Origin of the sequence: Rhizobium sp. C4 (assembly GCF_021026315.1) — a bacterium.
In the GTDB taxonomy this organism is placed as follows: Bacteria; Pseudomonadota; Alphaproteobacteria; order Rhizobiales; family Rhizobiaceae; genus Ensifer_A.
In genome coordinates, this window is record NZ_JAJNCX010000003.1 from 200,051 (window position 1) to 216,968 (window position 16,918).

Below are 16,918 nucleotides of genomic sequence, written 5' to 3' on the forward strand. Positions count from 1 at the left end.
GTCCTGGAGGAGGAAATCATGAGACTGAAATACACACTGCTGATCTCTGCAAGCCTATCTGCCATGTCGGGTGCGGCGCTTGCCGCAGACGACGCCTGCGTCGGCAAGGTCCCCGCGATCAACGTGATCGCGCAGGGCATGCCCTCTGTCACCGAACTCGACAAATATCTTGGCGAGTTCAATGCGAAATGGAAGACCACCGTCAAGATCAACCTGCTCGGCGAAAACGAGCGCCGTGCCAAGGCGCGTCTTGATGCCTCGACCGGTGCTGGCGCCTATCAGGTCTATTATGTCGATGAAGCCAATACGCCGGAATATGCGACTGCCGGCTGGCTCTATCCGCTCGCCGACGTTCTGCCGAAGGACTATGATATTGCCGACTTCCGTTCGGACCTGAGCAATGTCGCGACCTTCAAGGGTACGCAGTATTTCGCCCCGCTCGTCGGCGGTGGCGACATCCTCATGTACCGCAAGGACGTGCTCGAAAAGGCCGGCCTCAAGCCGCCGAAGACGCTGGACGAGCTGGTCGCCGACATCAAGAAGGTCAACGATCCGGACCACAAGCTCTATGGCTGGTCGGCGCGCGGCCAGCGTGGCTCGGGCATGAATGTCTGGCGCTGGACGCCCTTCTTACGCGGCCTTGGCGGCGAATGGCAGGACAAGGACGGCAAGCCGATCTTCAACTCCGACAAGGGTGTTGCGGCGACCAAGCTCTATCTCGACCTGATGCATTATGCGCCTCCGGGCGTGGGCACGTTCAACTGGTCGGATTCGGTTGAAGCCTTCCGCGGCGGCCAGGTCGCCTTCCTCATCGAGTCCGACGTGTTCGGCCCGTGGATGGAAGATCCGGACAAGTCCGCCATCAAGGGCAAGGTCGGCTACATGCCGCCGCCGGAGCCGTTGGGTTCTGCCGGCTGGGGCCATGGTTTCGCCGTCTCCAAGAGCGGCGCCAAGGATGACTGCACGCGCAAGGTTGCGGGCGATTTCGTCGGCTGGGCCACGTCCAAGGAGATGGAACAGCGCCGGCTTGCCGATGGTGTCGCCTCCGACATCGGCCGCAAGTCGACGCTTCAGAGCGCCGCCTTCAAGAAGGCCGTTCCGGCCGAATATATCGAGGCGCTTCTGGCAACCGGCACACGCACCAAGCTCCTGATCATGGCGAGCCCGGCCTGGCCGGAAATCGGCGACAATCTGGGCCTGGCGCTGGAAGAAATCTTCACCGGCACCGCCAAGGACATCCAGCAGTCGCTCGATGACGTGGCCTTGCAGGCCGAGGATTCGCTGCGCCGCGTGAAGTAAACCACCCTTGCGGCCGGCCTCACTCACGCCGGCCGCATCCCTCCATCCGAAGAGCACGTTATGAACAATCGACGTTTCCTATTCTGGACGCTGACGCCGGGCTTTGCGGTGCTTGCCATTCTGGCGCTGATTTCCATCGCCGGCGCCCTGTATTTCTCGGTCATGGACCGATCGCTGCGCTATCCGGACTATCATTTTGCAGGGCTCTACAACTATCAGCGCCTGCTGTCGGATCGGCGTTTTCTCAATGCGCTCCAGATCTCGGCGACGTGGGAAATCGTCACGGTGGTCGGCTCGCTCGTGGTGGCGACGCTGCTGTCCGTCCTCATTTTCGAGACGGTCAAGTCGTTCTGGCTGCGCAACCTGATCTGCTTTGCCTTCCTCGCGCCGGTTCTTCTGCCGCGCGTGGCAGCGGCCTTCATCTGGCGCTTTCTCTATTCGCCCTCGCTGGGGCTCATCAATTATCTCGCCAGCCTGCTCGGTTTCGGACCTGTCGAGTTTCTCGCCAATCCGTCGCTGGCGCTGATGTCGGTGGCGATTGTCGATATCTGGCAATGGGGCCTGTTCTTCACCGTCATCATGCTGAAGCTCCTGGAAACCCTGCCGAAGGACCCGATCGAGGCGGCGCAGCTTGACAATGCCAAGACCTGGGAAATCCACGCTTTCGTCACGCTGCCCATGCTGAAGGCACCGATCATCAGTCTGGCGCTGGTCAAGGCGGTGGAATCGCTGCGCTCCTTCGACCTCATCTATGTGATGACCGGCGGCGGCCCCGGCACGGCAACCGAAACGCTCGATCTCTACGCCTATCAGGCGGGCATCAATCTCGGCGGGCGCATTTCCTATGCCTCGGCCATGTCGATCCTGCTGCTTGTGCTGACGACGATTGTCTTCACCCTGATCTGGAGAGGTATCCGCAAATGGTCCGTCTGATCCGCAGTTCCCTCGCCAGTGTCGTTCTGGCGCTCATGGTCTTCATCGCGCTGACGCCGATCCTCTGGACCATTCTCGGCGCGTTCAAGCGGCTGAAGGACATCGTCATCCCCGTGCCGAAACTGTTCTTCTCGCCGACGCTCGAAAACTTCGTCACCATCCTGCAAAATCCCTCGATCCGGCAGGGGCTCGGCCATTCCGTCATCGTGGTCGGCGCATCGGTGATCATCGGGGCACTGCTGGGCGTTCCTGCTGCCTATTCGCTGGCGCGCCATGTCAGGACATTGAAGGGCGATCTGCAATTCTTCGTTCTGTCGCTGCGCTTCATGCCGCCGGTGGCAATCGCCATCCCCTTCATCGTGCTCTATCTCGACCTCGGTCTCTACGACACGCTGGCGGGTCTCATCCTCGTCTATCTGGTGACGACGATCTCGACGGTGATCTGGCTCTCCGTGCCGGCCTTCGAGCGCGTTCCCAAGGAGATCGAGGAGGCTGCCGCCATGGAAGGCTGCGGGCCGGGCGAGATCTTCCTGAAATTCGCGCTTCCGATTGCCATGCCGTCGCTGTTCGGCGCGCTGGTCTTCACCTTCGTGCTGGTCTGGAACGAGCTGCTTCTGGCCCTCACGCTTGCCGCCGGCAATGCCACGCTGCCCGTCGTTGCCGCCTCCATCACCTCGCTCGGCAAGGAAGTTCCGTGGGGCGTCATCAACGCTTCCACCGTCATTCTCGTTATTCCTCCGCTGGTCTTTATCGGCCTGTTGATGAGCTTCATCAACGGCATGATGAAGCCGGCCCGGAGATAGGAAAAGGTCATCATGGCAAACATTCGTTGCGTCAACATCCGCAAGTCCTACGGTGGTCACTCGGTGATCGAGAACCTCAACCTGGACATTGCCGATCACGAATTCGTCGTCTTCCTCGGTCCCTCCGGCTGCGGCAAGTCCACCATGCTGCGCATGATCGCAGGGCTTGAGGAGATCAGCGGCGGCACGGTCAGCATCGGCGACCGCGACGTCACGCATCTCCATCCGGGCGAGCGTGGCGTGGCCATGGTCTTCCAGTCCTATGCGCTTTATCCGCATATGACGGTGGAAGAGAACATCGCCTTTGGCCTGCGCCGGCAGAAGGTGCCGCAGGCCGAGATTACGCGTCGCGTCCAGCATGTCGCGGGGCTTCTGGGGCTTGAGAGCTTCCTGGAGCGCAAACCGAAGAACCTGTCTGGCGGGCAGCAGCAGCGTGTGGCCATGGCGCGTGCCATGATCAAGACGCCGAAGCTCTTCCTCTTCGACGAGCCGCTGTCCAATCTTGACGCCAAGCTGCGCGAAAAGCTTCGGACCGAGATCCGCAAGATGCATCTCGACCTGAAGACGACGACGATCTTCGTGACGCATGACCAGCTGGAGGCGATGACGATTGCCGACCGGATCGTGCTGATGCGCGCCGGCGCCATCGAGCAGCAGGGCACGCCATCGGAGATCTTCGATCGTCCCGCCACGCGCTTCGTTGCCGATTTCATCGGGTCGCCGGCCATGAATTTCCGCGATTGCATGGTCAGCCGGAATGGCGACACGGTCGAGCTTTCGGCCGGCTCCTTGCGCCTGCAGGTGCCTTCCGATGAATTCGGTGGACTTGCGGACGGCACAACGGTCGAGGTCGGCTTGCGGCCATCGAAAATGGATCTTGCAGCACCCGGCGATTTGAACGCGATCCCGGGCAAGATCATCCTGGTCGAGAATATGGGGAGCGATGGCCAGATCATCGTCGATGTCGACGGTCAGGAAATGTCCTTCGTCACCAAGGCTTTCCGTTCGCTCGAACCCGGCCAGCCGGTGAGCTTCGCCATCGATCCGACAAGCATCCATGTGTTTTCAAAGGAGACGGGCCGTTCGCTGCGCAAGGCAGTCTGACGGCGCGCTTCTGAAAGGAATGACAATGACGACGACACGTTACGAGGAAAAGATCGGCCGCATTCTGGCGGGCCAGTATCGCAAGGGCGATTTCATTCTCGCCGACGCCAAGGATGCCGACATGTCCGGCGGCATCCAGACAACCGGCCTTCGCCGCGGCAAGGACGGCACGCCCGAAGGCAGCCGCACGCGGACGGAATTCGTGGCCGAAATCGAGGCGCTGATTGCGCAGGACGCCGTCGATATCATGCTGACATCGGCCTCCAACATGGAGTTGTTGCAAACGCGCGGCGCCTTTGCAGCCAGCCGCATCAAGCCCGCCTTCCGCGCCAATGATACGACGGATGTGTGGGGCATTATCCGCGGCGGGCGTTATCGCGAGACGCCGTCGCGGCCCTTCCGCTCGGCTGATCTGTCGCTGGCGCCGGCCGATCTCTGCCTCTATTCGATCACCTTCAACAATGACACGGATGCCGATCTCGCCTCGCTGGAAGCCTTCAGCACCTTCCGGCGCGATATCCGCGCCGCGGGCAAGCAGTATTTCCTCGAAGTCTTCAATCCCAACATGCCGACCGGTTTTTCGAGCGTGGAGACGGGCGCCTATGTCAACGACTGCATCACGCGGACGCTGGCCGGGCTGACGCGCGCCGAGCGCCCGCAATTCCTGAAGGTCGCCTATAATGGTCCAGCCGCAATGGAAGAGCTTGCCTCCTATGATCCGAGCCTTGTGGTTGGCATTCTGGGCGGTGGATCGGGGACCTTGCGCGATACGTTCGAGCTTGTGCGGCAGGCGGAACAATATGGCGCGCGGCTGGCGCTCTTCGGCCGCAAGATCAATTCGGCCGAACATCAGCCGTCGCTCGTGGCATGGCTTCGTGCCGTGGCTGACGGTAATGTTGGTTCGGCCGAGGCCGTGCGCGGCTATCACGATGCGCTGGCCAAGCTGGGCCTGAAGTCGGACCGCACCCTTGACGACGATCTGCTAATCACTGAAGAGGTGTTGAACAAGGCAACCGAAGGATGAAGCCCGAAGGCGGACGCAGAATGCAGAGAGAGCAGCATCCATCCAGCAAGATCATCGCCGAAGTGGCGTGGATGTATTATGTCCGAAATCTCAATCAGGGCGAGATTTCGGATGCGCTCTCGCTGTCGCGCCCGACGGTGATCAGCTACCTGAAGCTTGCCAAGGAACGCAACATCGTCTGCATCCAGGTTTCCCCTGAACACTACCGGATGAACGCCACGGCCGATGCGCTGAAGGAAAAGTTCGGTCTGGAAAGCGTGCATGTCGTTCCCGCCGAAGGGCGGGAGGGCGAGACGCTGACCCGCGCCGTCTGCGAGGTCGCTGCCTATCACCTGCCCGATTTTCTTGAGGAAGGTGATGTGCTCGGCGTCTCCTGGGGGCAGACGGTCCATTTCGTTTCGGAAGTCGTGCCGAACTGGCCGATCAGGGACGTGACCGTGCGCCAGCTTCTGGGGTCGCTCGCCAACCCGCTGCTCAGCACATCGGAAAGCTGCACGACGGAAATTGCCCGCCGCCTGGACGCGCATTGCATCACCTTCAATGCGCCCGCCGTCGTTTCGAGTGCGTCACTTGCCACCGCGCTGCGGGCCGAGCCGATCATCCGCGATCAGCTCGAAGGCATTCGAAGCTGCAACAAGTCGCTGTTCTCGCTCAGCCCCTGCACGCCCGACACCCATGTCGTCCAGTTCAAGATAGCAACGGTCGATGAAGTGGAAGCTTACCGCCAGCGCGGTGCGGTCGGGATCATCGCGGGACGCTTCATCGATGTCGACGGCAAGGCCGTGCTCGGCGAACTCGACGAGCGCCTGATCGGCGTCGATCATGATCTTCTGCGATCGATGAAAGGCCTGCTTGTCGTCAGCGGAAGCTTCAAGCGCCACGCAGCACGGGCCGCCCTTCGCGGCGGCTTCGCCAACCATCTGGTCGCAGACCTCGAACTCGCCTCCCTGCTTCTCGAGGACTAGCCGAAGTCGTCTCTCGTTCCGGCCGGCAGCTCGCGGAGCAAATTGCCAAGGGCAGGGGGAACGGCAGCGATCCTGGGACCGAGCGACGAATGCACTGGTCGCGTCTCCGATCTATCAGCAATTCGTCGTGATCCCCCTCAAACGCGCTCCCACCTCTGCATCGCTATGACTGATCGAGCAGCGAATTGATGTTTCGGGATCAGAAGGATAGCAGCAATGAAGACGAACGCCGGATGCGCTTCCAGCCATACCCAGCTCACACGCTTCCTTGAGAACCGGGTTCTTCAGCTTCGCCCTGGCGATCCTCAAATCGAGATCGCTGCAGAGGCAGGTTTTGTGCAGACCAATATGCTCGCCATGATCAGGAACGGTTCCGCTCAGCCGCTGCTCGATCAGGTGCCCTGACTTGCCAAGGCGCTTGAATGCGACCGAAAGCGCTATTCTTTCTCGCGATGGAGCGGCCTGGCAACGATACCAAGGCGAGGCAAAGTGCCAAGTGGAGTGCGGACTTGCCGCAGGGATTTGCCAAACTATTCGGTGTCGGGGCGAATGCCTTTCGCGTGCGGCAACCGCCGCGGCAACGGACATAGATCCTCCCGCCGAGCACGTGTACGCCCACCGCCACACCTCCTCGCTGTCTTCCGTTTCCCCTTGCAATTTTTGATAAGTACCCTATCTTAAACTCAATGGCAGCCACTTTAAGGGCGCTGTCATTTTACGGGCGGCAGTCACCCGAGCCCCAGCAAAAAGGAGGACGACATGTCTTCCGATTTCAATCCGCATTTGCTTGCTAGCAAAGATATCGGCGTCATCAGAGAAGTGCTTCGCAATACCGGCTTTCAGTATGAAGAGCCGATGGGCGAACTCGACCGCATCGCGGCCCGATATGCGCTCGATCTTTACCAGCAGGGAACGAGGGAGCCGCATGCTCTCGTCGCCGCGATCAGTGCCTGGGCAGAAGGCGTGTCCGAGCATGGCGATCGGTCCATGGCACGGGGAGAGGGCGCATGACCATTTCATTTGCAAACCGGACGCGAACCTATGACGAGCGCCGCGGCGCCATCCGCTTTGTCGGCCATGACGGACTGAAGCAGATCGTATTCCTCCTGTCTGTCGGCCTCTTCGATCAGGGCGGGGCGGAACCAAACCTGCGGGAACAAGGTTATCTCAACGCCTTTGATCGCGCGCATGGCCGGATTCTCGATATTGCCCGCGCGCTGTATCAGAAGAACAAGCGGTCGATCGTCGAGCTCGACGCGAATGCTGTCGGTTCCTCGCTGCGGCTCGCGAGCTGACAGCCGACACACTGAAATTCTGCGCAAGATTCGAGTCAGGAGACAATCATGACCTCCGAATTCCTTATGCCATTCAGCGCCTTGGAGGCCTGTGAACGTCTTGAGCGACGTCTCTTTGCCTTGCCATGGTAGCGCGGCGAACGCCGCGCGACGGAAATGCCAGTGCCGATCAGCGCGTGTTGAGATCTGTCCTCAAGCGTTCGGGTTATGTGACGTCAGACCTGAAAGCCGCCGAGGGGCCCGATCACGCCCGCGAGCATGTGATTATCGGCCATATCACCAATGGCATGATCATGAGCGACGCATACCCTTTGTCGAGGCTTCAGATCGCCTCTTCCTGGATGCTGGCACTGGAACGCTGGGAAGATGATGGCGGCAGTTTTCCCGCTCCCGGGAGGCCTGATTCGGCGAGGAACGAAACCCTGGAAACGGAGGACGACGATGGAGAAATCCGATGAAATCGTCATTCTGGCCGATGTCCGAGCCAGCCTCAACGCGATCCGGCCGCAGGGGCAGAATGTTGTCCCGCTGCAGCCTCACGATCGGGGCAAGAAATGCAGCATCATCCTGTTTCCACTCAAGGCGCGGGCGGATCCTGCTCGCAACTGATGAAAATCCTGCGGTCCGGCTTCACCTCCGCGTCGCCAACCCACCGGAGATGGAGCTTTCGATGTTCATGCGAACGAAGACGAGAACCGTGCATTTTGATGCGCCCTTCACCCTCAAGGGTCTCGAAGGCCAGCAGCAGCCCGGGGACTACCAGATACAGGACGACGAGGAGCAGATCACGGGACTTTCGTGGCTCGCCTATCGACGGGTCGCAACCCTGATCGAGGTCGTCGCCGGCAAGAAGACAAGCCTGTTCGACATCGATCCGTCGGACCTGGAGACCGCTCTGGAAAACGACCGCGCTCTATCCGCCAAAGGGAACTGATCGGCCCTCGTAGCTGTTATGCCAAGGCGCTACCCAAACAGTTCAGACGAAACCTGCCGATTTTTGGAGAAATGCCATGCCGTCTCATCGCTTTACCGTCGGACAGGTGGTCCGCCTCGTGACCACAAGAGGCCTCTCGCCTGCCGCCGCCCGCACCTACACCGTCGCGGCCCCCATGCCGGCCTATCACAACAGCCCGCAGTATCGACTGTGGAACGCCGAACTTCACCAGGAACGTGTTGCCCAGGAACGGGATCTCGAAGCGGTGGACCTCAAATGAACCCGATGTCCCGGCCGCTTGTGGCCTGGACGTTGCTGCCATGTTCTGAAGGGAAAGCCCATGTCCAAGCCAATGCGTATCGCCTTCATCGGCAATTCCCCACCCCGCCAATGTGGTATCGCCACATTCACCGGTGACCTCTCCCAGGCCATGGCCGGAGCGTCCGAAAACATCCGGACCAGCATCATCGCCATGACCGATGACCAGCAGAGCTACGCCTATCCACCGGAGGTGATCTTCGAGATTCGCGAAGCCGAGGCGGAAGATTATGTGACCGCGGCGCGGATACTCAACGAGGGTCAATTCGACGCCGTGTCCCTGCAGCACGAATTCGGCATCTTTGGCGGTCCCGACGGCGACTTCATTCTGAAGCTGCTGGAACACCTGCGTGTCCCGGTAGTCACCACCTGCCACACCATCCTCGCCGACCCGACGCCGTCGCAGCATCGCGTCCTGCAGAAGGTTGCCGCCCATTCAAACCGTGTCGTCGTCATGGCAGAGAAGGGGCGGGCACTGTTGACGGAAATCTATGGCGTCGCGGCTCCGAAGATCGACGTCATCCCCCATGGCATTCCCGACCGGCCCTTTCACGATCCGGAAACGGCCAAGGCCGAACGGGGCTATGCCGGCCGACCGCTCATCCTGACCTTTGGTCTGCTCTCTCCCAACAAGGGGATCGAGACGGTGATCGACGCCATGCCTGCGGTCCTGCGTGAGAACCCGGAAGCCTTGTATATCGTCCTCGGCGCCACACATCCAACGCTGCTTCGCCAGCAGGGCGAGAGCTATCGCGATGGCCTGCGTCAGCGCGCCGAACGCCTTGGTGTCGACCATGCGGTGCAGTTTCTCAATCATTTCGTCGATCTGCCGACACTGCTCGACTTCATTTCGATGTGCGACGTCTATGTCACGCCCTATCTGGACGAGGCCCAGATGACGTCCGGGACGCTCGCCTACAGTTTCGGCATGGGCAGCGCGGTCGTCTCGACGCCCTACTGGCATGCCCGCGAACTGCTGAAGGATGGACGCGGCCTTCTGGTGCCCTTCGGCGACGCGACGGCCACCGGCAAGGCAATTGCCGACCTGCTCGGCGATGACGACGCCCGGATGGCGATGCGCAGGCGGGCCTATGATGCCGGGCGCTCGATGATCTGGTCGCATGTCGCCAGGCTCTACCTTGACAGCATGGCCAAGGCCTCCGAGGCGTCGCGACCGAAACTCGTCAGCGATCTGGTCTCGATGCGAATGAAGCGTCCGCTACAACGAACGGCCCTCAAGCTTGGGCACTTCCAGGCCATGTGTGACGACACGGGCATCGTCCAGCACGCGGTATATTCCGTTCCCGACAGATCCCATGGCTATTGCGTCGACGACAATGCCCGCGCGCTCCTGCTCTCCTCGCTCATGTCGGCGGCAGGTGAGACCGGCATAGGCGATCGGATGACGGCATCCTTCGCGGCCTTTGTCGAGCATGCCTGGAACCCGGATACTGGCCGCTTCCGGAATTTCATGGGTTTCGATCGACGCTGGCTGGAAAGCGAGGGCTCCGAAGACAGCCACGGCCGGACCCTCTGGGCACTTGGTGCCTGCACGCTCTCCGATGCCGATGCACCGCGCCGCCATTGGGCAAGTGCGCTTTTTGCGCGGGCCATGTCGGTGACGCTCACCTTCAGTTCGCCTCGGGCGCGTGCCTTTACGCTTCTGGGGCTCAACGATTACTGCCGGGCCAATCCGCACGACCACCAGGCAAGCATGTTGCGCGTCCGGCATGCGGAAAACCTGATGGACCTGGAACGGCGCGTGTCGCATGGCCAGCGCCACTGGTTCGAGGAGGGACTGTCCTACGAGAATGCCCGGCTGAGCCAGGCCCTGATCCTGACCGGCCTCTCCACCAACGTCTTCGCCTTTGTCGAGACGGGGATCTCGACCCTGCAATGGCTGATGACCCAGCAGACGTCGGACAAGGGCCACTTTCGTGCAATCGGCACCGATGGCTTCTTCGAGATCGGGAAGGCGCCGAAGCTTTTCGATCAGCAACCGGTCGAGGCGACGGCGACCATATCCGCCTGCCTTGCGGCGTTCGAAGCCACGTCCGACAAGAACTGGATTGCAGCCGCCTGCAGAACCTTCGACTGGTTCACAGGCAGCAATGACCACGGCGTCTCCCTGGTCGATCCGGAAACGGGCAGCTGCCGCGACGGCCTGCATGCGGATCGCCCCAATGAGAACCGCGGCGCGGAATCCGTGCTCTGCTATCTGATCTCCTGCATCGAGATAGCGCAGACCAACCTGAAACTGACCCCTGTGCTTCCGCGTGCCGAATTCCGGCAATTGTCATGAGCAACGCCGCTCCCCAGGAAGACCTTAAAGGATCCACCTTGCCCCATCGCAACATCCTCAATCGGCAGGCCCTCTATCTGAGGCCTGATCCGACACGGGTCATCGTGCGACCCTTCAAGCCCTCCACCGAGCCCCGGCATCTCAATCCGCGCGACAAGACCAGGGCCAACGAGATCGTCGATCGCGTCCTGTCGCTCGACGCAACGTCGACTGCCAACCAGCTGCGCGACATCCTCGCCAATTTCGAAGGCCGGCACCGCAACCTGTTGCGGCAATTCGAGCTGCGGGCCGATGCGATGGAGGATGCGTTTCTTCACCATCAGCGGTTCAGCCAGCAGCAGCGGCAATTGGTCGGCGCCTATTTCATGAACGAATATTCGTTCGAATCCTCCGCGCTCTTCAATCCGAGCATCGTGCCGCATCCGGATCAGTCCGGCCTTGCGGAAGGCAGCCGGCGGGTGATCATCAGCCTGAGAGCGGTCGGAGAGGGGCATATATCCTCGCTGACCTTCCGCTCCGGCGTCATTGATGAAAATGGCGTCGTGTCCATCGATGCGCCGACGCGGCTGGCGGGGCTGCCGAACATTCATGCCAGTGATGGTCTGGCGCCTGCGGGCTGCATTGCGCTGAGTTTCAGCGACGAAAGCGATCTCGGCGAACGTGTGATCTTTCCGGTGACCGAGGCCCAGTCCAACGGCATCGAGGATGCCCGCTTCGTCGCCTTCGAGGATGAAGGCAAGACGATCTATTACGCGACCTACACCGCCTATAGCGGCTCATCCATCCGCTCCGAGCTTCTGGAGACGACCGACTTTCTGAACTTCAGCCTGACGCCGCTGCGAGGGCCTGCCGCGCGCAACAAGGGCATGGCGCTCTTTCCCCGGCGCATCGACGGCCGCTATGCGATGATCGCCCGGCAGGACAGCGAAAACCTCTTCCTGCTCTATTCCGACGACCTGCATCACTGGGACGAGGGCCAGTTGCTCATGAAGCCGGAATTCGCCTGGCAATTCGTCCAGATCGGCAATTGCGGTTCACCCATCGAAATCGACGAGGGGTGGCTGTTGTTCACACATGGTGTCGGTCCGATGCGGCGCTACGCGATCGGCGTGACGCTGCTCGACAAGGACGACCCGAGCATCATCCTCTCGCGCACGGTCGAACCCCTGCTGCAACCGGATGCGACGGAACGGGAAGGCTATGTGCCGAACGTCGTCTATTCCTGCGGGGCCATGCGCCACGGCGATCTGATCGCCCTGCCTTATGCGGTCTCCGACACCTATTCCAATTTCACGACGATCCGGATCAGCCGTCTTCTGGAGACGATGCGCCCGACAGGTATGGATTGACAGGGGATCGGGTGGGCCGGGTCGCGGAGCGTTCCTCACGCGGAGCGAGCCGCTTTGCCTGGATCAGACGGTAGACCAGACAGAAAGGGAGGAGCCGGCATCCCGGCTCCTCCGATCATCAGAGTGGTATCTTAGAACTCTTCCCAGCTCGCGGTGGCCGCACCGCCGCCTGCCGCAACGCGGGTCACCCTGTTGATACGCGCCGGTGCATGCGAATGGGTCGGCGAAGAGGCCGGCCTTGGCGCGCTGGCGCTGGATCTTGCCGCCGTGGCGCCACCGCGGCCGTCGAGCTGGAAGCGGCCGACGAGTTCGCGGAGCTTGTCCGCTTCCACCGCAAGCGCGCTGCTCGCCGCCGTTGCCTCTTCCACCATGGCCGCGTTTTGCTGGGTCGTCTGATCCATCTGGTTGACGGCGGTGTTGACTTCCGCCAGCCCGAGAGACTGCTCGCGCGCCGAGGTGGCAATGGCATCCAGCTGGCTGTTGATCGCCACGACATGCTGCTCGATCACCTTCAGCGCATCGCCCGTTGCCGTCACCAGCTTCACGCCGCTTTCGACTTCACCGGCGGAGGTGCGGATGAGGTCCTTGATCTCCTTGGCGGCCTGCGCCGAGCGCTGGGCCAGTTCCCGTACTTCCTGTGCCACGACCGCGAAGCCCTTGCCTGCGTCCCCGGCGCGCGCGGCTTCGACACCGGCATTGAGCGCGAGAAGGTTGGTCTGGAAGGCGATTTCATCGATGACGCCGATGATGTTCGAGATCTGGCTGGAAGACGCCTCGATGCGCTGCATCGCATTGATCGCATTGGCAACGACATCACCTGAGGTGTGGGCCGACTTGTTGGCATCGATGGCCATCGCCCGTGCTTCCTCGGTGCGCTTGGACGAGGTCGTGACATTCGTCGTGATCTCGTCGAGCGCCGCGGCGGTCTGTTCCAGCGATGCGGCCTGTTGCTCGGTGCGCTTGGAAAGATCGTTCGCACCCGACGACAGCTCGCGTGCGCCGCCGTCAATGGCCGAGGTGGCGTTGGCGACGGCCGAAAGCGTGTCGCGCAGCTGTGCCACCGCCATGTTGAAGTCCTTGCGAAGGCCTTCGAAATCGGCTGCGAAGCTCTGTGTCAGCTCAAATCCCAGATTGCCGCCGGCCAGCTGCTTGAGGCCTTCTGCAAGGCCTGACGTCGCCTGCGCCATGTCGGCAGCCCGCCGGCTGTCGGCCTCTGCGGCGCGCGTGCGCTCGGCTTCCGTCATCGACCGGTTCTCGGCCGCAGCACGGTCGCTTTCGATCTTGGCAATGGCCGTCTGCCGGAACGTTTCGACGGCACCTGCCATGTCGCCGAGTTCGTCCTTGCGGTCGCGGCCCGGAACATCAATGTCGTTCTGACCCTTCACCAGCGTCAGCATGCAGTCATTCAGGCGACGTAGCGGGCGGACGAGGGTGTTGTTGAGGATGAGCAGCCCGGCGGCCGAAAGGGCCAGCATGACGATGCCGCCGACAAGGGCGGTTGTCTTTGCCATCGCAGCGGCGGATTCAGCATCGGCCTTGCGCTTGCCGAGCAGCGAGGTTTCCGCCTCTTGCAGCTCCCTCACCTTGCTGCGGATGCCGTCCATGGACGCCTTGCCTGCGCCGGAGATCTCGATCTGCCGAGCCTTTTCCTGGCTGGCCGGATCCTTCATCAGCTCCATTTCCGTCTTGACGACGGTCGTGTTCCACGTCGCGGCGAGCTTGGCCACATCGTCGAGGCGAGCCTGCTGCGCCGGATTGTCCGAGGTCAGCTTCTTTGCTGCTGCCCAGTTTTCCTGGAAGGCCTTTGCTCCCGAAATCTGCGGTTCAAGGAACTTGGGATCGCCTGCGAGCAGATAGGCGCGCATGCCGGTCTCCTGATCGACCATGGCGCTCATCATGCTGGCGACCTTGTCCAGCACCTCGTAGGTATGATCCGTCCAGGCGGCATTCTGCGCCTGCGTGGAGCTTGAGGTGTAACTGGCGAAAGCAACCGCCAGGCTCACCAATATCATGCTGAGGATAATAACGGATACCTTGGAAATAATCTTGATGTTCTGAAACAGTGTCACGCGTGCCCCCCAGTTTCAGGTGGGCCAAGTTCTGGCTCGCCTGTTCTCAGGCGCGACCGCAAAGCTGTATGGTTAATGTTTGATATATTGTCTTTGTGATGTTTGACGACCCGAAGTTGAAGAAAGTCCGGCCTCCCGGGAATGGAGATTTGATCGGGTAATGTCGTATTGATGCGGATAGCCGAAGACCAGGGGAGCCTGTGCCCGGAACAGGCTCAGCTAGCCTTTTCGCGCACGCGCCAGAGGCTGTGAGCTGCCACGAACCGAAAGCGAGCAACCGAGTTCGACGCGGCGGGGGAGGTAGCCTGCGCCAAGCCTGTTTGCGAGCTCGAGTTCGTAAAGTGCCATCGGCCCGATCTGCTCGAGCGGCTGGCGGATGGATGTCAGGGGCGGGGACATCATCTGCGCTGCGATGCTGTCATCGAAGCCGACCACGGACATGTCATCCGGAACGGAAATTCCCGCCTTTGCCAGGCTTCGCATCACACCGATGGCGATATTGTCGGAGAGGCAGAAGATGGCGGTTGCCGGAATGCCGGAGGTCAGCGTGGCGAGGTAGGCGTCGAATTCCGCCTCGGCAATCTCCGGCTCATAGCCGCTCAGCCGCAGGATCGCCGATTCCGGGTCGCGCATCCCGCTCTCGCGGGCGGCTTCCACAAAGCCGGTTTCGCGCCGGCGGATGGTGTAGCGGCCCTTCCACGACACCAGAAGCATATCCCGGTGTCCCAGATCGCTGAGATGCCTCGTCCCAAGGCTGGCGGCGTAGGAATTGCCCACCCCGACGGAACTGATCCGCGACGTGGGATCGAGCCCCATCAGCAGGACGACCGGCTTTCCGAGTGTCGCGAGCTTTTCCAGAAGTTCGGGGTCTTCGTCATAGTGCAGGAGGATGCCGTCCGTGGACGAGGCCCGCGCCGCCTCAAACGCCCGCCTGGGGTCGATCCGGTTCTCCTCGAAGATGACCGGCTCGATTGCGATTTCGCGCCTTGCACATTCGTTGCGCAGGCTCTCGAGGATGCGCCACGAAACGAAATTGCTGCCTCCCGGTTCAAGCATGCCGTGGGTGGAAATCAGCGTGATGGACTGAAGGCCTGCCTGGCTGATTGCATTGAGGCGCCGGTCGACATAGCCCTGCGCGCGGGCGATCTCGACGATGCGCCTGCGCATCTCGGCGGATATGCGCGGGTTGCCGCTCAACGCCCTGCTGACGGTCGAGACCGAAACCCCCGCGGCATTTGCGATCTGCTTGAGATTCACGCGATGTCTTTCCCCAAACCGGCTTTTGCTCCACCGTTCGACTGATCACCATGCGGTCCCTCTGATCGGGTCGTGGCCTTTCCGACCAGAGATCATTTCAGCAGACGTGCAAATTTTTGTACAAAATCCAGAAGGCCACCAGGTCTCCGGAAGTCTAAAATTGCGAGAAATCTCCTGTATCATTGACAAAATCGAAATTTTCCAGGAAAGTCAATCTGGTAAGCGCAAAAATTTGCACAACTGTTTCCGGATGCATTGAGGTGCAATCCTGGCGACGTGGCAAAGAGCAACGGCGCAGAAACATGATTTGAAAGGGGAGGCCGCCCTGACATGGCTGTCCGCTTCAAATCGGGACACGACAACGGATCCATCCCAGAGTTCAGGAGAAAACATGCTCTCTGTCGAAACGCGTCATGCGATACATCCGGACCATGCCAGAGGCATGAACACATCGGAGCTGCGGAAGAATTTCCTGGCGACGGACATGTTCAGAAGCGGTGAGATCCGTCTGATCTATACCCATTACGATCGCTTCGTGATGGGCGGAGCCGTGCCGGCCGGCGGAAAGCTGACGCTGGACCGCGTCGAGGAAACCAAGACGCCGAGCTTCCTGGATCGACGGGAAATGGGGATCGTCAACATCGGCGATGCGGGATCGGTCAGCGCACAGGGCGAAACCTACGACATGGCCACCGGCGATGTCCTTTATCTGGGCATGGGGTCTGGCCCCGTCACCTTCTCTGGCGCGGGACGGTTCTACATCACCTCGGCGCCCGCCCATAAGCCGCTGCGCTCCAGACTGGTCACCGTTGCCGATTGCATCGAAGTGAAGATGGGTGACACGGAGAACTCCAACAAGCGCACCATCAAGCAGTTCATCCATCCCAACGTGATGGAAAGCTGCCAGCTCATCCTCGGCTATACGTCGCTGGAAGATGGCTCGGTGTGGAACACGGTTCCCTCCCACATCCACGACCGGCGCATGGAAGCCTATCTCTACTGGGGCATGGAAGAGCCGTCGCGGGTGCTGCATCTCATGGGCGAGCCGCTGGAAACCCGGCATCTCTTCATCGCCAACGAGGAAGGCGCAATCTCGCCGCCCTGGTCGATCCACACCGGCGCCGGCATCGGCAAATACACCTTCATCTGGGCCATGGCTGGCGACAATGTCGACTACAAGGACATGGATTTCATTCATCCCCGCGATCTGCGCTGAAACCTGCGACAGGCTCTCTTCCTGACTGGAGAGCTCTGAAGCCTGGTTTC

The 16,918-nt window shown here is 61.1% G+C and carries 18 protein-coding genes; 16 read left to right on the forward strand and 2 right to left on the reverse strand.

Annotated features, from left to right (window positions below; all coding sequences use genetic code 11):
- Positions 1 to 18 precede the first annotated feature (18 nt).
- From LQK84_RS07355 to LQK84_RS07425, 15 genes are all read left to right on the forward strand, one after another.
- Complete coding sequence (locus LQK84_RS07355) at positions 19 to 1,299, forward strand: ABC transporter substrate-binding protein (RefSeq protein ID WP_230828041.1); 1,281 nt, start codon at positions 19 to 21, stop codon at positions 1,297 to 1,299.
- 60 nt (positions 1,300 to 1,359) lie between these two features.
- Positions 1,360 to 2,232, forward strand: coding sequence for a carbohydrate ABC transporter permease (locus LQK84_RS07360; RefSeq protein ID WP_230828042.1), 873 nt, complete (start codon positions 1,360 to 1,362; stop codon positions 2,230 to 2,232).
- Positions 2,220 to 3,035: a carbohydrate ABC transporter permease gene (locus LQK84_RS07365; RefSeq protein ID WP_230828043.1), complete on the forward strand. Its 816-nt coding sequence runs from the start codon at positions 2,220 to 2,222 to the stop codon at positions 3,033 to 3,035. Before LQK84_RS07360 ends, LQK84_RS07365 begins: the two co-directional genes overlap by 13 nt.
- A 12-nt stretch (positions 3,036 to 3,047) precedes the next feature.
- Positions 3,048 to 4,139, forward strand: coding sequence for an ABC transporter ATP-binding protein (locus LQK84_RS07370; RefSeq protein WP_230828044.1), 1,092 nt, complete (start codon positions 3,048 to 3,050; stop codon positions 4,137 to 4,139).
- 25 nt (positions 4,140 to 4,164) lie between these two features.
- On the forward strand, positions 4,165 to 5,163 hold the full coding sequence (locus tag LQK84_RS07375) for a hypothetical protein (protein WP_230828045.1): 999 nt from the start codon (positions 4,165 to 4,167) through the stop codon (positions 5,161 to 5,163).
- Between the two features lie 20 nt (positions 5,164 to 5,183).
- Complete coding sequence (locus LQK84_RS07380; protein ID WP_230828046.1) at positions 5,184 to 6,128, forward strand: sugar-binding transcriptional regulator; 945 nt, start codon at positions 5,184 to 5,186, stop codon at positions 6,126 to 6,128.
- 216 nt (positions 6,129 to 6,344) lie between these two features.
- On the forward strand, positions 6,345 to 6,533 hold the full coding sequence (locus LQK84_RS07385) for a hypothetical protein (protein ID WP_230828047.1): 189 nt from the start codon (positions 6,345 to 6,347) through the stop codon (positions 6,531 to 6,533).
- A gap of 354 nt (positions 6,534 to 6,887) precedes the next feature.
- A complete protein-coding gene (locus tag LQK84_RS07390) occupies positions 6,888 to 7,139 on the forward strand; it encodes a hypothetical protein (protein WP_230828048.1) in 252 nt (83 codons plus the stop codon).
- Positions 7,136 to 7,423: a DUF1488 family protein gene (locus tag LQK84_RS07395; RefSeq protein ID WP_230828049.1), complete on the forward strand. Its 288-nt coding sequence runs from the start codon at positions 7,136 to 7,138 to the stop codon at positions 7,421 to 7,423. The genes LQK84_RS07390 and LQK84_RS07395 overlap by 4 nt, the downstream gene beginning before the upstream one ends.
- 125 nt (positions 7,424 to 7,548) lie before the next feature.
- Complete coding sequence (locus LQK84_RS07400; protein WP_230828050.1) at positions 7,549 to 7,881, forward strand: hypothetical protein; 333 nt, start codon at positions 7,549 to 7,551, stop codon at positions 7,879 to 7,881.
- The gene (locus LQK84_RS07405; protein WP_230828051.1) at positions 7,865 to 8,032 is read left to right on the forward strand and encodes a hypothetical protein; all 168 of its coding nucleotides are present in this window, start codon (positions 7,865 to 7,867) and stop codon (positions 8,030 to 8,032) included. The genes LQK84_RS07400 and LQK84_RS07405 overlap by 17 nt, the downstream gene beginning before the upstream one ends.
- Before the next feature lie 61 nt (positions 8,033 to 8,093).
- Positions 8,094 to 8,357 (forward strand): hypothetical protein, encoded by a 264-nt coding sequence (locus LQK84_RS07410; protein ID WP_230828052.1) that lies wholly within the window; start codon positions 8,094 to 8,096, stop codon positions 8,355 to 8,357.
- 76 nt (positions 8,358 to 8,433) lie between these two features.
- A complete protein-coding gene (locus LQK84_RS07415; protein ID WP_230828053.1) occupies positions 8,434 to 8,637 on the forward strand; it encodes a hypothetical protein in 204 nt (67 codons plus the stop codon).
- 60 nt (positions 8,638 to 8,697) lie between these two features.
- Positions 8,698 to 10,977, forward strand: coding sequence for a glycosyltransferase family 4 protein (locus LQK84_RS07420; protein ID WP_230828054.1), 2,280 nt, complete (start codon positions 8,698 to 8,700; stop codon positions 10,975 to 10,977).
- The gene (locus LQK84_RS07425) at positions 10,974 to 12,326 is read left to right on the forward strand and encodes a glycoside hydrolase family 130 protein (protein WP_442966911.1); all 1,353 of its coding nucleotides are present in this window, start codon (positions 10,974 to 10,976) and stop codon (positions 12,324 to 12,326) included. The genes LQK84_RS07420 and LQK84_RS07425 overlap by 4 nt, the downstream gene beginning before the upstream one ends.
- Before the next feature lie 131 nt (positions 12,327 to 12,457).
- On the opposite strand, the gene LQK84_RS07430 is transcribed toward LQK84_RS07425, so the two are convergent.
- Both LQK84_RS07430 and LQK84_RS07435 read right to left on the reverse strand, forming a co-directional pair.
- A complete protein-coding gene (locus LQK84_RS07430; protein WP_230828056.1) occupies positions 12,458 to 14,395 on the reverse strand; it encodes a methyl-accepting chemotaxis protein in 1,938 nt (645 codons plus the stop codon).
- 219 nt (positions 14,396 to 14,614) lie between these two features.
- Complete coding sequence (locus LQK84_RS07435; protein ID WP_230828057.1) at positions 14,615 to 15,652, reverse strand: LacI family DNA-binding transcriptional regulator; 1,038 nt, start codon at positions 15,650 to 15,652, stop codon at positions 14,615 to 14,617.
- Positions 15,653 to 16,043: 391 nt separating this feature from the next.
- Between LQK84_RS07435 and kduI the strand changes: the two genes are divergently transcribed.
- On the forward strand, positions 16,044 to 16,868 hold the full coding sequence (kduI, locus tag LQK84_RS07440) for a 5-dehydro-4-deoxy-D-glucuronate isomerase (RefSeq protein WP_230828058.1): 825 nt from the start codon (positions 16,044 to 16,046) through the stop codon (positions 16,866 to 16,868).
- Positions 16,869 to 16,918: the final 50 nt, after the last annotated feature.